Annotated in this window: 14 protein-coding genes and 1 pseudogene; 6 read left to right on the top strand and 9 right to left on the bottom strand. The window is 72.4% G+C overall.

The features are described from left to right. Positions 1-11: 11 nt before the first annotated feature. On the bottom strand, positions 12-2,006 hold the full coding sequence (locus tag ACXJKB_RS13305; RefSeq protein WP_457189068.1) for a DVUA0089 family protein: 1,995 nt from the start codon (positions 2,004-2,006) through the stop codon (positions 12-14). Positions 2,007-2,138: 132 nt separating this feature from the next. After that, complete coding sequence (guaB, locus tag ACXJKB_RS13300) at positions 2,139-3,641, bottom strand: IMP dehydrogenase (protein WP_457189066.1); 1,503 nt, start codon at positions 3,639-3,641, stop codon at positions 2,139-2,141. 46 nt (positions 3,642-3,687) lie between these two features. Between guaB and ACXJKB_RS13295 the strand changes: the two genes are divergently transcribed. Further along, on the top strand, positions 3,688-5,244 hold the full coding sequence (locus ACXJKB_RS13295; RefSeq protein WP_457189064.1) for a hypothetical protein: 1,557 nt from the start codon (positions 3,688-3,690) through the stop codon (positions 5,242-5,244). Between the two features lie 74 nt (positions 5,245-5,318). On the opposite strand, the gene groL is transcribed toward ACXJKB_RS13295, so the two are convergent. Next, positions 5,319-6,938 carry a chaperonin GroEL gene (groL, locus tag ACXJKB_RS13290; RefSeq protein ID WP_457189062.1) on the bottom strand — a complete coding sequence of 540 codons (1,620 nt, stop codon included), beginning with the start codon at positions 6,936-6,938 and terminating at the stop codon, positions 5,319-5,321. 106 nt (positions 6,939-7,044) lie between these two features. Then, positions 7,045-7,338: a co-chaperone GroES gene (gene groES, locus ACXJKB_RS13285; RefSeq protein ID WP_129455534.1), complete on the bottom strand. Its 294-nt coding sequence runs from the start codon at positions 7,336-7,338 to the stop codon at positions 7,045-7,047. Positions 7,339-7,527: 189 nt separating this feature from the next. Between groES and ACXJKB_RS13280 the strand changes: the two genes are divergently transcribed. Next, positions 7,528-8,718 carry a class I SAM-dependent methyltransferase gene (locus tag ACXJKB_RS13280; protein WP_457189059.1) on the top strand — a complete coding sequence of 397 codons (1,191 nt, stop codon included), beginning with the start codon at positions 7,528-7,530 and terminating at the stop codon, positions 8,716-8,718. A 20-nt stretch (positions 8,719-8,738) separates the two neighbouring features. Here ACXJKB_RS13280 and ACXJKB_RS13275 read toward each other — a convergent pair whose 3' ends face one another. The 4 genes from ACXJKB_RS13275 to ACXJKB_RS13260 form a co-directional block, all read right to left on the bottom strand. Then, entirely contained in the window at positions 8,739-10,541 is a 1,803-nt protein-coding gene (locus tag ACXJKB_RS13275) for a glycoside hydrolase family 3 N-terminal domain-containing protein (protein WP_457189057.1), read from the bottom strand. Between the two features lie 31 nt (positions 10,542-10,572). Continuing rightward, complete coding sequence (locus ACXJKB_RS13270) at positions 10,573-11,028, bottom strand: GNAT family N-acetyltransferase (RefSeq protein WP_457189055.1); 456 nt, start codon at positions 11,026-11,028, stop codon at positions 10,573-10,575. A gap of 66 nt (positions 11,029-11,094) precedes the next feature. Beyond that, entirely contained in the window at positions 11,095-11,730 is a 636-nt protein-coding gene (locus tag ACXJKB_RS13265) for an MBL fold metallo-hydrolase (RefSeq protein ID WP_457189053.1), read from the bottom strand. Further along, positions 11,730-12,848: an S-(hydroxymethyl)mycothiol dehydrogenase gene (locus ACXJKB_RS13260; protein ID WP_457189052.1), complete on the bottom strand. Its 1,119-nt coding sequence runs from the start codon at positions 12,846-12,848 to the stop codon at positions 11,730-11,732. Before ACXJKB_RS13260 ends, ACXJKB_RS13265 begins: the two co-directional genes overlap by 1 nt. 135 nt (positions 12,849-12,983) lie before the next feature. Between ACXJKB_RS13260 and ACXJKB_RS13255 the strand changes: the two genes are divergently transcribed. Together ACXJKB_RS13255 and ACXJKB_RS13250 are read left to right on the top strand one after the other, a co-directional pair. Next, on the top strand, positions 12,984-13,541 hold the full coding sequence (locus tag ACXJKB_RS13255; protein ID WP_457189050.1) for a SigE family RNA polymerase sigma factor: 558 nt from the start codon (positions 12,984-12,986) through the stop codon (positions 13,539-13,541). After that, entirely contained in the window at positions 13,538-14,776 is a 1,239-nt protein-coding gene (locus ACXJKB_RS13250; RefSeq protein ID WP_457189048.1) for a hypothetical protein, read from the top strand. Before ACXJKB_RS13255 ends, ACXJKB_RS13250 begins: the two co-directional genes overlap by 4 nt. Before the next feature lie 6 nt (positions 14,777-14,782). On the opposite strand, the gene ACXJKB_RS13245 is transcribed toward ACXJKB_RS13250, so the two are convergent. After that, positions 14,783-15,454, bottom strand: a complete 672-nt coding sequence (locus ACXJKB_RS13245) for a hypothetical protein (RefSeq protein WP_457189046.1) — start codon at positions 15,452-15,454, stop codon at positions 14,783-14,785. Between the two features lie 118 nt (positions 15,455-15,572). Between ACXJKB_RS13245 and ACXJKB_RS13240 the strand changes: the two genes are divergently transcribed. Together ACXJKB_RS13240 and ACXJKB_RS13235 are read left to right on the top strand one after the other, a co-directional pair. Then, positions 15,573-16,019, top strand: a complete 447-nt coding sequence (locus ACXJKB_RS13240) for a hypothetical protein (protein ID WP_457189044.1) — start codon at positions 15,573-15,575, stop codon at positions 16,017-16,019. Further along, positions 16,019-17,084, top strand: a pseudogene (locus tag ACXJKB_RS13235) (hypothetical protein); the annotation flags it as partial. The gene ACXJKB_RS13240 and the pseudogene ACXJKB_RS13235, both read left to right, overlap by 1 nt.

The following is a 17,084-nucleotide window of genomic DNA, read 5'->3' as shown; positions in this document are numbered from 1 at the left end:
ACTGCTGCGGGTCAGCGCCCCGCGTAGGCCCAGGAGGTCACGTTCTCGGTGTCCTCGAGGCCGGTGAAGCCCTCGACCGGCGCGTAGGTGTCCGTCTGGAACTCGATGTTCTCGTCGTCAGCCGTGCCGCCCACGTTGTCCGGGCCGACCCCGTAGAGGTTCTGCCCGAAGTTGGCGCCGCCGGAGTCCATCATGTTGTGGATCTCGTCGGCGTTGTCGGTGTGGTAGCTGCCGATCGTGTGGCCGACCTCGTGGGCCGTCACGTTGGCCACCGCCGCGGTGACGAACGCGATCCTGTCGCTGCTCGCGTTGATGTAGGTGTTGAGCGACGACGCCGGCCCGGCCGGTGCGCTGAGCACGTCGAGCAGCACGATCGCCTCGTCCTGGTGGCCGAAGTTGCCCGGGTCGATGTACTGCGCGATGCCGATGGTGCTGATGCCGGTCTCGGCGATCGTGCCGGCGACGTAGATCCGCGAGACGTTCTCCTGCCCGATCAGCTCCTGGTTGTCGCGGGCGTTGAGGACGTCGACGGTGACCGCCGGGTTGGTGCCGGCGATCTCGGCCTGCAGGTTGCGCCGCACCTGGTTGAGGATGCGGTTCTCCATCCGGCGGGCCTCGGTGCGGGCGATGCCCCACTGGGGCACGAACGCGGCGAACGGCGAGACGTTGCGCTGGCCGGGACCGCCCCAGGTGCCGGTGTTCACCCGACCGGGGGCGAAGTCGAGCAGCACGGTCTGCCGGCGCCCGCGATCGCCCTGCGTGCCCGGCCGGTAGCCCTCGACCGTCACGTCGTACGCGCCGCTGCCGCCGGTGACCTCGACGGAGTACCAGCCGGCCTCCTCGGCGACGTAGGCGATGGCCGTGTTGCCGCCACCGATGAGCGGCGACGTGGGCGGGTAGAGGGAGGAGGCGTCGGTGCCGATCCCACCCACGCGCTGCTCGCCGGACGGGGTCCGCACCGTGAGCCCGGTCGCCGAGCCCTCCGCGCCGGCCCCGACGACGTCACCGGGGCGCAGCCGCACGGAGTAGTAGTCGGTGTCGAGGGTGTGGCTCGCGATGGAGACGCGGTAGGCGCCGGTGTCGGCCCCGCCGGCACCGCTGCCGGAGTCGAACGGGTCGGCCGGCAGCGGGTCGAAGGCGTAGCCGCCGACCATCACGTAGTAGGTGCCGGGCGCCTCGGGCGTGAAGGCAAGCGAGCTCAGCACGCCCGTCCCGCTGTCGTCGTCGGCGGCCAGCGGCTCGCCCGCGGCGTCCCAGACGACCAGGATCGTGTCGGTGCCGGCAGCGCTGCCCTCGGTGTCGGCCGTCAGCGTCTCGCCGGCCGCGACGTCCACGGAGTAGAAGTCGAAGTCGTTGGTGCCGTCGCCGCCGGACGCGACCGGACCGTGCGGCCCGTCGCCCAGCACGGAGTTCGTCACCGTCGCTCCGCCGGCGATGCCGGTCGGGGTGGCCAGCGGGATCGAGCCCTGGTCCTCGGTGGTGGCCAGCGTGCGCGGCGCCCCGACCGGCGCGGCGAGCTCACCCAGGATGCGGACGGCGGGCATGCGGCTCGCGGCCGTGCCGAAACCCGGGATCGGCTCGGCGTCCACGTGCGAGTCGTTGGACCCCCGGGTCCCGTCGGGCTCCTCCTCGTCGTGGACGAACGGCGTGAGCACGCCGCGGGCGTTGACACCCCGGCCGTTCGTGCCGAAGGCCGCGCGGCGGTTGGACGCGAGCTTGGCCGAGTCGGCGCGGCGCGCCGCCTGCTCGTGCATCTGCTTGTTCCACGCGAAGTAGTTGGCGTCGTGGATGTCCGGCAGGTTGGCGAGGTAGGGGTTGGGGTTGGTCCGAGCCGTCAGGGCGGCGGCGTCGGACTCCTTGGGGGCCACCTGGATGCCCAGGTCGAGGGCCTCCTGCTGGGCCGGCGTGACGGCGTCGTCACCGGCTGGTGCGGCGACGGACAGGGCTGGGGTGACGATGGCCAGCAGACCGGCTGAGCCGGTGGCGACCAGATACTTTCTGCGCACTGAAGCGCTCCTCCCGAGAGAAACCGGGATCGAGCACAGCGTGCCGATGAAAGGTCGTCGCGGGGCCCGATCCCCTGACTCCAGCCAACGTAGGCCCTGCCGGGCCGCGCGGGAACGCTACTTAGGTCGCGATCAGGAACCGCTGTAGTTGGGCGCCTCGACCGTCATCTGCACGCCGTGGGGGTGGCTCTCCTTGAGCGAGGCCGAGGTGATGCGGACGAACCGGCCCTTGTCCTGCAGCTCCGGGATGGTGCGGGCGCCGACGTAGAACATCGACTGGTTGAGACCGCCGACGAGCTGGTGGGCGACCGCGGAGAGCGGCCCGCGGTAGGCGACCTGGCCCTCGATGCCCTCCGGCACGATCTTGTCGTCGCTGGCGACCTCGGCCTGGAAGTAGCGGTCCTTGGAGTACGACTTCTTGCCGCGGCTGCTCATCGCGCCGAGCGACCCCATGCCGCGGTAGGACTTGAACTGCTTGCCGTTGACGAAGACGACGTCGCCCGGCGACTCCTCGCAGCCGGCGAGCATCGAGCCCACCATCACGGCGTCGGCGCCGGCGACGAGCGCCTTGGCGATCTCGCCGGAGTGCTTCATGCCGCCGTCGGCGATCAGCGGGACACCAGCCGGCCTGGTGGCCAGGGACGCCTCGTAGACGGCGGTGACCTGCGGCACGCCCACGCCGGTGACGACGCGGGTGGTGCAGATCGAGCCCGGCCCGACGCCGACCTTGACCGCGTCGGCGCCGGCGTCGACGAACGCCTGGGCGCCCTCGCGGGTGGCGACGTTGCCGCCGATGACCTGCACGTGCTTGGTGGCCGGGTCGGACTTCAGGCGGCGCACCATGTCGAGGAGGAGGTGGACGTGGCCGTGGGCGGTGTCGGCCACGAGCACGTCGACGCCGGCCTCGACCAGGGTGGTGGCCCGCTCCCAGGCGTCGCCGAAGTAGCCGATGGCGGCACCGACCAGCAGCCGGCCGTCGTCGTCGTAGGACGCGTGCGGGAACTGCTCGCCCTTGACGAAGTCCTTGACGGTGATCAGGCCGCTCAGCCGGCCCTCGCCGTCGACGAGCGGCAGCCGCTCGCGCTTGTGCGCGCGCAGGAGGGTGGTGGCCTCGTCGCGCGAGATCCCGTCGTGGCCGGTGATGAGGCCCTCGCGGGTCATCACCTCGTCGACCTTGGTGGTCGCCCACTCCGCCACCGGCGTGAAGCGCAGGTCGCGGTTCGTGATGATGCCGAGGAGGTGGTTGTCGAGGTCGACGACCGGGAGGCCGGAGACGCGGTACTCGCCGCAGATCCGGTCGAGCTCCTCGAGCGTCGCGTCGGGACCGATGGTGACCGGGTTGGAGATGATGCCCGTCTGCGTCCGCTTGACCAGGTCGACCTGGCGGGCCTGGTCCTCGATGGACAGGTTGCGGTGCAGGACGCCGATGCCGCCCTCGCGGGCCATCGCGATCGCCATCCGCGCCTCGGTGACGGTGTCCATCGCCGCGCTGATCAGCGGCACCCGGATCGAGATCTCACGCGTGAGGCGGGTGGTGGTGTCGATGTCGCTGGGCGCGAGGTCGGACTCCCCCGGCAGCAGGAGCACGTCGTCGTAGGTGAGGCCGAGCGCAGCGAACTTCTCCGGGATCTCCACGCCGCCATTCTACGGGCGGTTCGGAGCGCTCTGGGACAGTGTCAGGGTGGGGACGGTGGGGGGCGACCGGTCGGGCGCGGGCCGCATGGTCTGGGCGGCGGCGGTCGTGGCCTTCCTCGCGCGCTTCCCGTCCCTGCTGTGGCCGCTGCGGCCCGACGAGGCGGGGTTCCTCATGGTCGCCCGCGCCTGGCAGCCCGAGCCCGACTCGCTCTACGGGCGCTACTGGGTCGACCGGCCGCCGCCGATCCTGTGGCTGGTTCAGGCCACCGACAGGATCGGAGGGCCGTACGCCCACCGGCTGGTCGGCGCGCTCGCGTGCTCGTTGCTGGTGCTGGCCGCGGCCGCGGCGGCCCGCGAGGTGGTGGTCCGCGCCGGCGTGCTCGACCCGGCCGCGGTGCGCCGCCTGGCCGGCTGGGTGGCGGTGGCGACGGCCGCCCTGGTCAGCAACGCCGAGATCGACCCGGTCGCCGCCAAGGGCGAGCTCTTCGGCATCCCGCTCGTGATGGCCTCGTGCTGGCTGGCGCTGCGGGCGGTGCGCCGGGTCTCACCGCCCGACGCGTTCCTCGCCGGCCTGCTGGCGATGCTCGCGGTGGGGATGAAGCAGAGCATCGTCGGCGGCCTCGTCTTCGGCGCCGTCCTGATCGCCGGGTCGCTGGTCGCGCGGCAGGTGAGCCGGCGCGACGCGCTCCGCTGCGCCGGGGCCGCCGCCGCCGGGGCCGCCATCCCGGTGGCGGTCGTCGTCGCCTGGGCGATCGGGGCCGGCGTACGCCTGCAGACGCTGTGGTACGACGTCGTCACCTTCCGCTCCGACGCGAGCCACGTCATCGCCACGCAGGAGTCGGAGGGCGCGACGAGCCGGATCTCGGTGCTGCTGCTGATCTTCGTCGGCACCGGCATGCTCCTCGTCGTCGCGCTCTTCGCGGTCCGGCTCCGCAGCCTCCTGCGGCACGACCCCGTGCCGGTGGTCGCGATCGCCGTGATGCTCGGCCTCGACCTGCTCGGCGTCGCACTCAGCGGCAGCTTCTGGTCGCCGTACCTCTTCGTGCCGCTCCCCGGCCTCGCGCTCGCCCTCGCCGCGCTCGTGGCGCACGACCACCTCGACCGCGTCCGGCACCGGGTCACCCCGGTCGCGGTGGGTCTCGTGGTGGTCTCGAGCATCGTCGCGATGGTCGGCTGGACGGGTGCGTGGGTGGCGGGCCGGGTCCCCGTGGAGGTACGCACCGGGGAGGCGATCGCGGCCGCCGCCTGGCCCGGCGACCGGGTGCTGGTCTACGGCGGGCGCGCCGACATCCAGTGGGCCACCGGCGCCCAGTCGCCGTACCCGTATCTCTGGTCGCTGCCGATGCGCACCCTCGACCCGGGCCTGGACGACCTGGAGGAGGTGCTGACCGGGAGCAACCCGCCGACGTGGTTCGTCGAGGCGACCTTCATCAACACGTGGAGCGAGCTCGGCACCACCGCGATCCAGAGCTCGCTGATCCGCAAGTACGCGTTCGTGCAGACCGCGTGCGGCCGCTACCGGATCTACCACCTCAACACCGTCGACCCGGTCGAGGTCGACGTCGACTGCTCGACGCCCTTCCGGACGATCTGGGGACGCTGAGGGCGGTCGGAGATGCCGCCGGCCCGGCAGACGTCGTCTGCCGGGCCGGCGGGTGCTGCTGGGAGCGGGATCGATCAGTGGCCGTGGCCGTGACCGTGACCGGCGGCGGCCGGCTCCTCCTCCTCGGGCTTGTCCACGATGAGGGTCTCCGTCGTGAGCAGCATCGCGGCGATCGAGGTCGCGTTGACCAGCGCCGAGCGGGTCACCTTGACCGGGTCGAGGACGCCCTGGGCGACCAGGTCGCCGTACTCGCCGGTGGCGGCGTTGTAGCCGTTTCCGACGCCGAGCTCGCGGACCTTGGAGGTCACCACGTAGCCGTTGACGCCACCGTTCTCGGCGATCCAGCGCAGCGGCTCGTCGGCCGCCTTGCGGACCACGCGGACACCGGCAGCCTCGTCACCGGTGAGGCCGAGGTTGTCCTCGAGCACCGACACGGCGTGGATGAGCGCGGAGCCACCGCCGGCGACGATGCCCTCCTCGATCGCGGCGCGCGTCGCGGAGACGGCGTCCTCGATGCGGTGCTTCTTCTCCTTGAGCTCCACCTCGGTGGCGGCGCCGACCTTGATCACGCACACACCGCCGGCGAGCTTGGCGAGGCGCTCCTGGAGCTTCTCGCGGTCCCAGTCGGAGTCGGTGTTCTCGATCTCGGCCTTGATCTGGTTGACGCGGCCCTCGACGGCCGAGCTGTCGCCCGCACCCTCGACGATCGTGGTGTGGTCCTTGGTGATGACCACACGACGCGCCTGGCCCAGGACCTCGAGGCCCACCTGGTCGAGCTTGAGGCCGACCTCGGGGGCGACGACCTGCCCACCGGTCAGGGTCGCGATGTCCTGCATCATCGCCTTGCGGCGGTCGCCGAAGGCAGGAGCCTTCACGGCGGCGACGTTGAAGGTGCCGCGGATCTTGTTGACGACCAGGGTCGAGAGCGCCTCGCCGTCGACGTCCTCGGCGAGGATGAAGAGCGGCTTGCCGGTCCCGATGACCTTCTCGAGGACCGGGAGCAGCTCCTGGATCGAGGAGATCTTGCCCTGGTGGAGAAGGATGTAGGCGTCGTCGAGGACGGCCTCCATCGACTCCGGGTCGGTGACGAAGTAGGCCGAGATGTAGCCCTTGTCGAACTGCATGCCCTCGGTGAACTCGAGCTCGGTGCCCATGGTGTTGGACTCCTCGACCGTGATCACGCCGTCCTTGCCGACCTTGTCGAAGGCCTCGGCGAGCAGGTCGCCGATGTGGCTGTCGCGGCTGGAGATCGTGGCGACGGACGCCATGTCCTCGCGGGACTCGACCTCGCGGGCCGCCTCGCGCAGGGCGTCGCCGACGGCCTCGGCCGCTGCGTCCATGCCGCGCTTGAGACCCATCGGGTTGGCGCCGGCCGCGACGGCGCGCAGGCCCTCGTGGACCATGGCCTGGGCCAGGACGGTGGCGGTGGTGGTGCCGTCACCAGCGACGTCGTTGGTCTTGGTGGCCACCTCCTTGGTGAGCTGGGCACCGAGGTTCTCGAACGGGTCGTCGAGCTCGATCTCGCGAGCGACGGTCACCCCGTCGTTGGTGATCGTGGGGGCGCCCCACTTCTTGTCGAGGACGACGTAGCGGCCCTTGGGGCCGAGCGTCACCTTGACGGCGTTGGCGAGGGCGTCCACGCCGCGCTCGAGGGCGCGGCGGGCGTTCTCGTCGAACTCCAGGATCTTGGGCATCGAAGTGCTCCTAGGAAAGGTTCGGGGTGAAAGGGTTTCGCCCGGACGTCATGGCCGGAGGTCGCAGGAGCGACCGGCGGCCATGACGTTCCGGGCGAAGAGGAGATCAGGAGACGACGGCGAGGATGTCGCGCGCCGAGAGGATCAGGTACTCCTGGCCGGAGTACTTGACCTCGGTACCGCCGTACTTGCTGTAGATGACCTTGTCACCCACGGCGACGTCGAGCGGGACTCGGTTGCCGTTGTCGTCGATGCGACCGGGACCGATCGCCACGACCTCGCCCTCCTGGGGCTTCTCCTTGGCGGTGTCCGGGATGACCAGGCCGGAGGCGGTGGTCTGCTCGGCTTCGAGCGTCTGGACGACGATGCGGTCCTCGAGGGGCTTGATGTTGACCGACACTTCGGATCAACCTCCACTTTCTCAAACAAGAGATCTTCAGGACGTGGGCTCGCGGTCCGGCGGCACGCCGTCGCGGGGGTCGTGCCAGGCTCGCGAGCGTTGGCATTCTCGGGGTGAGAGTGCCAGAGCAGACGCTAGCACTCTGCCCAATCGAGTGCTAGCCGGAGTCGCCGCTGACAGGATGACGGCATGCAGATCGAGACGCTGGACTGGCTGCGGACAGCCGAGGGAGCCCGTCTGCTGGTCGACGCCACCCGGGCCTGGGCGGAGCACGCGGGCGACCCGGTGCGGGTCGCTGCCGTCGTACGACGTCTCGAGCCCGACGCCGAGAAGGCCGCCGCGGCCACCACGCAGGCGCAGCTGCGCGCGAAGGCCGTGGCGAAGTTCGGCGAGGCGGCGCACCTGATGTTCTTCACCCCCGACGCGCTCGAGCAGTCGACACGAGCGCGCGTCGCCGACCACCGGGCGGCACGGGTGGCCGCCGCGATCCCCGGCGGCAGCGTCATCGACCTCGGCTGCGGCATCGGCGGCGACCTCCTCGCCTTCGCGCGGGCCGGGCTCGTCGTGGGCGGGGTCGACCTCGACCCCGTGCGGGTGGCGATGGCCCGCGCCAACCTCGAGGCGCTCGGCCTCGCCGGTGCGGTGCAGGTGGGCGACGCCACCACGATAGGCGCGGCCGCCTTCGACGTCGCCTTCGCCGACCCGGCTCGTCGTGGCGGCCGGGGCCGGGTGTTCGACGTCGAGGGGTGGACGCCCCCGTGGCCGTGGGTGCTGGACCTCCTGACCCACCGCTCGCTGGTGAAGGTCGCCCCCGGCATCGACCACGACCTGGTGCCGTCGGGCGTCGAGGCGGAGTGGGTCAGCGACGGCGGCGAGGTCAAGGAGGCGGTGCTCTGGTCGCCGACACTCGCCACCACCGACCGCCGCGCGACCGTGATCGGCGAGCACGGGCTGGCCACGCTCACCGACGAGGACTCCCCCGCAGACGGGGAGCCCGGGACCGACGTCCGCGCCGTCGGCGCCTACCTCTACGAGCCCGACGGTGCCGTGATCCGTGCCGGTCTGGTCACCGCGGTCGCCGCCGGCGTCGGTGGCGGGCTGGTCGACCCGCACATCGCCTACGTCACCAGCGACGCCTCGTTCCGTACGCCGTTCGCGCGCGGCTACCGCGTCGTCGAGCACCTGCCCTACCGCGAGAAGCAGCTGCGCGCGGCCCTGCACGAGCGCGGGATCGGCCGGCTCACGATCAAGAAGCGCGGGGTGCAGGTCGTCCCCGACGAGCTCCGCAAGCGGCTGGCCCTGCGCGGGGACAACGAGGCCACCCTGGTGCTCACCCGGGTCTCCGGTCAGGGGACGGCCCTGCTCGTCGACCCCTTCTGACGGCGCTTGCGAGCGCGCGGTCAGCAGCCGGGTCGTCCCACGCCCGGGACGTCGACCGGCAGCCGGCCCGGTGCCGGCGCCTGACCGGTCAGCACCTCGACCAGCACCTGCATCGCGGCGGGCGTGTCGCCGTAGGTGGCGATCCGGGTCGGGGCCGCCACGCGTCCCAGCACCCACGGGCTGTCGGTGGCCACGGCGACCTGGCCGTCTACGGGGGCGTCCCGGTAGCCGGTGAACCCGATCTGCGTTCCTGCCGCGAGTCGCGCGTCCTCACCGGCCTGCCACGCGTCGAGGCGCCGCTCCCGGCGGGCCTCGGCCTTCTCCCAGGCGCGCACGCGTCGCTGGTAGGCGCGCTTGCGCTCCTTCTTCCTGCGATCGGGCCTCGGCTTGGCGCTGGTGAGGTCGGCCGGCGGCGAGCGACGCGCCAGGACCGTGATCCCGGCAGTCTGGGCGGCGGGGGTGAAMGCCCCGACCGCGCTCGGGTCGCCGTAGGCATGCACGGCGTCGCCGACGAGCTTGCCCGAGCACGCACCGTCGGTGACCGTCACGGCGGCGGCGGAGAGGCGTCGCGACGCTGCAGCCGCCGCGCCGGGCGCCGACCTCGGCTGCTGCGCGGACGCGGCGAGGTGGGTGAGCAGGGCGATCTGCCGCGCGGCCGCCTGCTCCAGCCGGTGGCGGGGCAGGGTGCCACCGCGTACGGCGCGCACCAGCGCTGCCCGCGCCACGGCGGGCGAGGGCGGCATCAGCAGGACGTCGGAGCCGGCGCGGAGGGCCTGCACCGCCGTACGCCCGGGGTCGCGGCCGCGGGCGACGGCGGCCATCTCCAGCGAGTCCGTCACGACGAGGCCCGCGAAGCCGAGCTCGTCGCGCAGCAGCCCGGTGACCACCTTGCGCGACAACGACGACGGCACCCGGGGGTCCACGGCGCGCACGTCGAGGTGGCCGACCATCACGGCCGGGAGCCCGGCCTCGATGCCGCGGGCGAAGGGCACGAGGTCGGACGCCTCGAGCTGCGCCTTCGTCCTGCCCTGCACCGGCAGGGTCAGGTGGCTGTCGGCCGGCACGGACCCGTGGCCCGGGAAGTGCTTGATGACCGGCAGGACGCCGGCCGTGCTGAAGCCGGTGGCAGCCGCGACGACGTGCTCGGCGACGACACCGGGTCGCGACGAAGCGGACCGCGACCCGATCGTGGGGTCGCCGGGGCCCGACGTGACGTCGGCGTCCGGGGCGAAGTCGACGGTGAAGCCGAGCCCGCGCAGCTCCGCGGCCCCGGCGGCGTACGCCTCCTGCGTCAGCCCCGCGTCACCAGCGGCGCCGGTGCTCATGAAGGTCGGGAACCGGGTCGCCGCGCCGCGCAGCCGCTCGACCACGCCACCCTCCTGGTCGACGCCGAGGAAGAGCGGCCACGTGCGGGGGACCTGGCGGGTCAGCGCCCTGTTGACGGCCCTGACCTGCTCGGCCGAGGCCACGTTGGCACTGAAGGCGATCACGCCTCCGAGGTGCAGGTCCCGGACCATCCGCACCGGGGCGTCGGTCCCCTGCCAGTCGGCAACGATGACCTGCCCCGCGAGGTCGGGCAGCTTCATCCGGCCGACGATCCGCGCCGCCCGGTCCAGCTCGGCCCCGGTGGGACCCCACCCCTCGGCCAGCCCGAGCTCCTCCGACGGCGTCGGCGGGACGGTCGGCGTGCTCGTGGCGGCCGTGCTCTCTGCGGTCCTCTCCTCGTCCCCGCCCGGGCCCTGTCCGTCGCACGCGGCCAGCGACGCGACGAGCACGAGGGAGGCTCCGAGGCTCACCAGGGGCGAGGCGGGGCGGGAGCGCATCACGCCATGGTGGCACGGCACCACCGATAGCTCACCGCCCGCGACGGTCCGGACGCTCCCAGGGCCAGTCGCTCTCGATCCAGGCAGCCACGGCAGCTGCCAACGGCTGGTCGAGCCCGGCCCGGTCGGCGCGCACCCACGACTGCACCTTGACGTCGTGCTGGTCGGACCTGCTCGGGTAGAGGTAGACGCAGCCGATCACCTCACGACTGCCCGGCTCGAGCACGGTGAACGTGAAACCACGTCGCGCCTCGAAGTCCGCCGCGTGCCGGGTGAGGTCGGCGAGGTTGTCCTCGAGCGACATGCCGCCGGCGGGCGGCCACGACCCGTCCGCGTAGCCCGGCGTGGCGCGGACGTGCGCGATGCTCGACGACCACGCCGCGTGGTCGGACTCGTTGTGCTGCGGCCCGAGCGGCTCGAGCACGAAGTCGTCCGTCACCAGCGACGTCGGTGGCGCGAAGTCCTCGGGCACGAAGTCGGTGGTCATCCGGCGACCGTAACCCGGCTGGCCGCCGAGCCGCCCGGCTCGGGGAGAGCCGGGCGGCCCGGCGCCTCAGGCGGAGAGGCCCTCGCGCTCCGCACCGATCGTGGTGTCGGGACCGTGGCCGGTGTGCACGACCGTCTCGTCCGGCAGCTCGAGCAGCCGGCGACGGATCGAGTCCACGATGTCATCGGCGTCGCTGTAGGAGCGGCCCGTCGCACCCGGGCCACCCTCGAACAGGGTGTCGCCGGTGAACACGCAGCCGAGGTCGTGGACGTAGAGGCACACCGCGCCCGGCGCGTGGCCCGGGGTGTGGATCACCTTGATCGCAGCACCCCCGATCGTGAGCGTCTGGTCGTCGGCCAGGTCGACGTCCCAGAGCTCGGCGCCCTCCTCGTCGCCCCCGTGGGTCAGCTCCCACAGCGGGCGGTCGTCGGGGTGCAGCAGGATCGGCGCCCCGGTGCGGCGCCGGAGCTCCGGCGCCACGCGCACGTGGTCGTCGTGGGCGTGGGTGCACACGATCGCCTTGACGGCCCGGCCGGCGACGACCGCCATGATCGCGTCGACGTCGTGGGGAGCGTCGACGACCAGGCACTGCTCGTCGTCACCGATCACCCACAGGTTGTTGTCGACGTCGTGCGTCTCGCCGTCCAGGGAGAACGTCCCCGAGACGACGGCGTGGTCGACCCGCACGGACGAGGCGCCCATCACAGCACCACCACCGAGCGCAGCACGTCGCCCTGGTGCATCTTGTCGAAGGCGGCCTCGACGTCGCCGATGCCGATCTCCTCGGTCACGAACGCGTCGAGGTCGAGCCGGCCCTGCTGGTAGAGGTCGACGAGCATCGGGAAGTCGCGCGACGGCAGGCAGTCGCCGTACCAGGAGGACTTCAGCGACCCGCCGCGTCCGAAGACGTCGATGAGCGGGATGTCCGGCACCTTCATGTCCGGCGTCGGCACGCCGACCAGCACGACGGTCCCGGCGAGGTCGCGCGCGTAGAACGCCTGCTTCCACGTCTCCGGGCGTCCGACGGCGTCGATCACCACGTCGGCGCCGCCCTCGTGGCCGGTGCCGTCCGGCGGCGGCGTCAGCGACCGGATCGCCTCGACCGGGTCCACCTCGGAGGAGTTCACCGTGTGGGTGGCGCCCATCGAGCGCGCCAGCTCGAGCTTGCGGTCGTCGAGGTCGACGGCGATGATCCGCGCCGCCCCTGCCAGGGCCGCCCCGGCGATCGCGGCCGCGCCGACGCCGCCGCAGCCGATGACGGCCACGGTGGAGCCGCGGCCGACGTTGCCGGTGTTGATGGCGGCACCGAGGCCGGCCATCACACCGCAGCCGAGGAGGCCGACCGCTGCCGCACGGGCCGACGGGTCGACCTTCGTGCACTGGCCTGCGGCGACCAGCGTCTTCTCCGCGAAGGCGCCGATGCCCAGCGCGGGCGACAGCTCGGTGCCGGCGAGGTCACCCTCGGCGAGCGTCATCTTCTGCGTGGCGTTGTGGGTGGCGAAGCAGTACCACGGCTCGCCGCGGTTGCACGCGCGGCAGTCTCCGCACACGGCGCGCCAGTTCAGGACGACGAAGTCGCCCGGCTCGAGCCCGGTCACGTCCGGGCCGACCGACTCGACGACGCCGGCCGCCTCGTGCCCGAGGAGGAAGGGGAAGTCGTCGTTGATCCCGCCCTCGCGGTAGTGCAGGTCGGTGTGGCACACCCCGCAGGCCTGGATCTTCACCACCGCCTCGCCCGGGCCGGGATCGGGGACGTTGATCGTGGTGAGCTGCACCGGCTCGCCCTTCGCGAGCGCGACGACGGCCTGGACCTGCTGCATGGGTGTGCCTCCTGTGGATCGGGTCGACGAGAGCCTTGCAACGCAAGCCAAACAGATGCAACCACCTGCCGAGGAGTCGCGTCCTCACCCCGACACACCACGCGGAAGAACACGCGGACGGACAGGAGGTGGACGATGAGCGCGACACTCGTCGACATGGGCAAGCACGACCGGCAGGCCGACAAGGACGCCGACTTCTCGGCGTACATGTCGGGGCGCCAGTCGGCGCTCTACCGGACGGCGTACCTCCTCGCCGGCGACCACGCCGGCGCCGAGGACCTGCTCCAGACGGCGTTCGCCAAGCTCTACCTGTCCTGGGACCGCATCCGCGACCGCGAGGCCCTCGACGGCTACGTCCGACGGATCATGGTCAACGAGAACAACTCGCTGTGGCGGCGGGCGTGGAAGCGCCGCGAGCACACGACCGACACCATGCCCGAGACCGGCGCTGTCGACGTGTACGACGACGGCATGGGCGGGGCGCTCTGGTCGTTCGTCCAGACCCTGCCGCCCAAGCAGCGCTCGGTCGTCGTCCTGCGCTACTACGAGCAGCTGAGCGAGGCCGAGATCGCCGACGTGCTCGGGATCTCCGTCGGGACCGTGAAGTCGCAGGCCAGCCGCGCGCTGGCCGCGCTGCGCGCCCGTGCCCCGCACTCCCTCAACCCCCACGAGTCCGGAGACGATGCACGATGAGCCCCACTCCCCTCGAGGACCAGGTGCACGACGCGCTGCACCGCACCGCCGATCCCCTGCAGCGCGCCCCGTTCACCGTCACCGACGTCCGCACGCACGCCCGTCGGATCCAGCGCCGCCGCGCCGTGGTGGCCGGCGCCGCGGTCGCCGCCGTCCTCGCGATCGCCATCCCTGTCGGCGCCGGCGTGGTCGGGCCGTCCCCGCGGAGCGACGTCCCGCCCGCGACCGAGCCGCCCGCACCCCGGATCACCGGGACCGTCCGCATCGACCCGCTCACCGCCCCAGTCGGCGCCGAGCTCGCCGTGCCCCTCATCAACGTCGACGAGCCGAGCCTGACCGTCGACGGCGAGACCGTCGACCTCCCCCGCCCCTACGACCAGCTGACGCCGTACGTCGAGGGCTGGGTCGGCATCGCGCCCACCGACGACGGCGGCGGGCGCGCCGTGCAGGTCCTCGACCCCGACTTCCGTGTCCTCGACGCGACGGCACCGACCAGCGGCATGGCCGTGTCGGCCGACGGCTCGCGCATCGCCTGGGCCGAGCACGACGGCTCGCGCTGGACCGTCGTGGATCGGGACCGGGACGCATCCCGCGAGGAGCGACGGACCGCGCTGCCGCCCGGGCCGCAGGACGCCCGCGTCCGTCCGGTCGGCTTCCTCCCCGGCGAGGCGCTCCTGCTCGGCACGACAGATCCCGCCACCAACCGGGAGTCGGCGTCCGTCGTCGGTCCGGACGGGAGCACCACACCGCTGCCGGGCTCGCTGCGGGTGGGCTCGGCGTCGGAGGCCACCGGCCTCTTCTCCGTCCAGACCAGGTTCACCGGCGACGGCTCCTGCTGGCAGGTGCGCGACGCCGGCGCGGGCGGTGCCGAGGTCTGGCAGACGTGCGACTACACGCTGCTCGGCTTCAGCCCCGACGGTCGGCACGTGCTCGGCTTCACCGACTACCTCACGCCCGACGGTTCACCGACCATGGCGGTGCTCGACGCCGCGACCGGCGAGCGGGTGGTCGACTTCGAGCTCGTCGGCGCCCGCACCGGCGTGGTCGGCATCAACCCGGAGGTGGCCTGGGATGACGACGACACCGTCGTGGCCACGCTCGTGACCGGCAACCGGCAGTACGTCGTACGCCTCGGGCTCGACGGCACGGTCGAGCGGGTCGGCGGCGAGGCGGTCGACCTGCGGCCGGGTCAGATCGCACTCAAGCTCGCCGCCCCCGGCGACCCCCCGGGCTGAGGAAGGTCACAGGCGCATCCGCGGGCTGGAGTAGCTCGCGATGACCGACTGCAACAGCTCCTGCTGCACCTCGTCCGGCACCTCGAGGTCGAAGTTCAGCTGGACCTTCGTGACGTGGTTGTCCTCCCAGAGCGTGACGGCGTGCATGTCGTAGAACTTGTCCCTCGCCGTGTAGTAGCCGGAGGTCAGCCCGCCCATGAGGACGTCGTCCTGCTTCTGGTAGTTCTTCGGCTTGCGCCCGCGCGTCCAGAAGTAGCTCTCGGCCTGCTTCGGCGTCAGCACGTCGCCACCCGTGGCGACCACGCTGAGCAGCACGCCCCCGCTCTTCCCGTCCACGCGCCCGAGGGCGCTGTCGACGACCACGGAGTCGAAGGTCTGCTTCCAGCCCTGGGGGATGTTGACGCGGATGTCGCTGACGTCGAGCCGCGGTCCCGATGCCGGCTCGACCCTCTCACCCTCGGGCACGAGCAGCGGCTCGGTCGGAGTTGCGGTCAGGCCCTCGGTCGGGGTGTCCGTCGGGCTGTCGGTCGGAGCCGTCGACGACGTCTCGGTCCCGGACGGGTCGGTGCCGCCGTCGTCGCTCCCGCACGCTCCCAGCGCCAGCACCGTCACGATCGAGACCGTCAGCGCCGCAGCTCGGCGTCCACCCACCGTCGTACCCCCGAGTCGTCGTCGCACGCCCAGACGGTAGCGGACGGGGCAGTTACGACGACGTGTCGTCCCGCCGTGACCTGATCTGTGAAAATGACTCCGACAACGACGTTTCACCGCCGGGCACGGCGGGAATGGGGGACCCATGCTGACCGCTGCCGACGTAGGGCTCGTGACCAACGTGATGAAGGGCATCAACGCGCCCGAGAGCCTCATCCAGAGCATCCGCACGCTGCTCACCACCAACTCCGACGGCCTGGGCGGCACGAAGCTCATCCCGGTGGGGACCAACCACTTCGGCGGATCGACCAACGGCCACCGCCTCGGTGTCAACGCCCAGATGGCGCACCAGGAGGCCGAGCAGGAGTTCCAGAAGCTCGCCGACTCCCTGCGCGCCTACAGCGACGCCATCAAGCTCTGGGCCGACGACGTCCGTGACGTCGACGGCAGCACCAACGCCGAGATGACGACGCGTGCGGCCGCGCTCGCCCAGGTCAACGACACCATCGACCAGGCGCGCGACCAGTCCTCGAGCAGCACCATGGGCGACGGCCAGTACACCGAGCCCCCGGCTGCAGGGGACGGTGCCTGATGACCGACGGAGTCGAGCGCGCCCGCCTGCGCACCTACCTCACCGGCGCCCAGGCCGAGACGAGTGACCTCGCCGGCGACAACTGGAGGCACTGCGGCTACATCCTCGCCGAGACCGCCGAGGCGCTGCGCAAGGGAGCCACCCAGATCCGCGACGGCGAGGGCGACGGCCAGGACGGTGGGCTGTCCGGGATGATGGCCGACGCCCTGCTGGCGGCCTTCGAGGACTCCTCGAGCAGCATGGAGGAGAAGGGCACGCGCCTCGTCGGCGGCGGTGACGCCCTCAAGGACGCGGCCCGCGTGATGAGCAACGCCAAGACCGCCGAGGCCGGCATGGCAGACCTGCAGCAGCCGCCGGCCTACACGGCGCCGACCCCGCTGCCGGGCCTCCCTCCCACGCCGAAGGAGATCCAGGCCGAGGCCAACAAGCGGCACGCCGCGAACCAGGAGATGTCGGCCTACAACACGGCCCGCGCCCAGCAGGAGGCCGCGGCCGCGCAGTGGACGCAGAAGCTCGACGCCGTCTTCCTCGGGTCGATCCCGCCGATGCAGGCGATCCACGGGCAGCCCGACCCCACCGAGCCGCCGCCGTCGGTGCCGAGCGGCCCGTCCAGTCCCTCCCTGCCGCCGACCGGGCCGCGCACCCCCGGCGTCCCCGACCCGACGGACCCCAGGGATCCGAAGGACCCGGACAAGGACCCGGACAAGGACCCGGACAAGGACCCGGACAAGGACCGCGACAAGGACCCGGACAAGCCCGATCCGGTCGACCCGGAGAAGCCGGACCCGGTCGACCCGGAGAAGCCCGACCCGGTCGACCCGGAGCCGCGCCACCCGATCACCACCCCGACCCCTCCGACCCACCACGTGCCGGGAGAGACGAGCACGGTCGCGGGCTCGTCGCAGAGCGGCGTCACCTACAACCCCTCGGCGGGCCAGGCTCCGGCCGGCCCGAGCACGGGGGGATCGGCCGGCGGCATGAACGCCGCCGCGATGGGCGCCGCAGGTGCCGCCGGCGGCGCCAGCGGCATGGCGGGCGGCATCCGGGCCGGCGCAGCTCCGGCTC

Source organism: Nocardioides sp. P5_E3, from assembly GCF_054049275.1.
This window is presented reverse-complemented; position numbering and strand designations above follow the sequence as displayed.

What these genes read in the sequence shown, in the direction of transcription:
- ACXJKB_RS13240 (WP_457189044.1), top strand. Translation starts at nt 15,573, where the DNA reads ATGCTGACCGCTGCCGACGTAGGGCTCGTGACCAACGTGATGAAGGGC.
- ACXJKB_RS13260 (WP_457189052.1), bottom strand. Translation starts at nt 12,848, where the DNA reads ATGCAGCAGGTCCAGGCCGTCGTCGCGCTCGCGAAGGGCGAGCCGGTG.
- ACXJKB_RS13250 (WP_457189048.1), top strand. Translation starts at nt 13,538, where the DNA reads ATGAGCCCCACTCCCCTCGAGGACCAGGTGCACGACGCGCTGCACCGC.
- ACXJKB_RS13265 (WP_457189053.1), bottom strand. Translation starts at nt 11,730, where the DNA reads ATGGGCGCCTCGTCCGTGCGGGTCGACCACGCCGTCGTCTCGGGGACG.
- ACXJKB_RS13270 (WP_457189055.1), bottom strand. Translation starts at nt 11,028, where the DNA reads ATGACCACCGACTTCGTGCCCGAGGACTTCGCGCCACCGACGTCGCTG.
- groL (WP_457189062.1), bottom strand. Translation starts at nt 6,938, where the DNA reads ATGCCCAAGATCCTGGAGTTCGACGAGAACGCCCGCCGCGCCCTCGAG.
- ACXJKB_RS13280 (WP_457189059.1), top strand. Translation starts at nt 7,528, where the DNA reads ATGCAGATCGAGACGCTGGACTGGCTGCGGACAGCCGAGGGAGCCCGT.
- ACXJKB_RS13255 (WP_457189050.1), top strand. Translation starts at nt 12,984, where the DNA reads ATGAGCGCGACACTCGTCGACATGGGCAAGCACGACCGGCAGGCCGAC.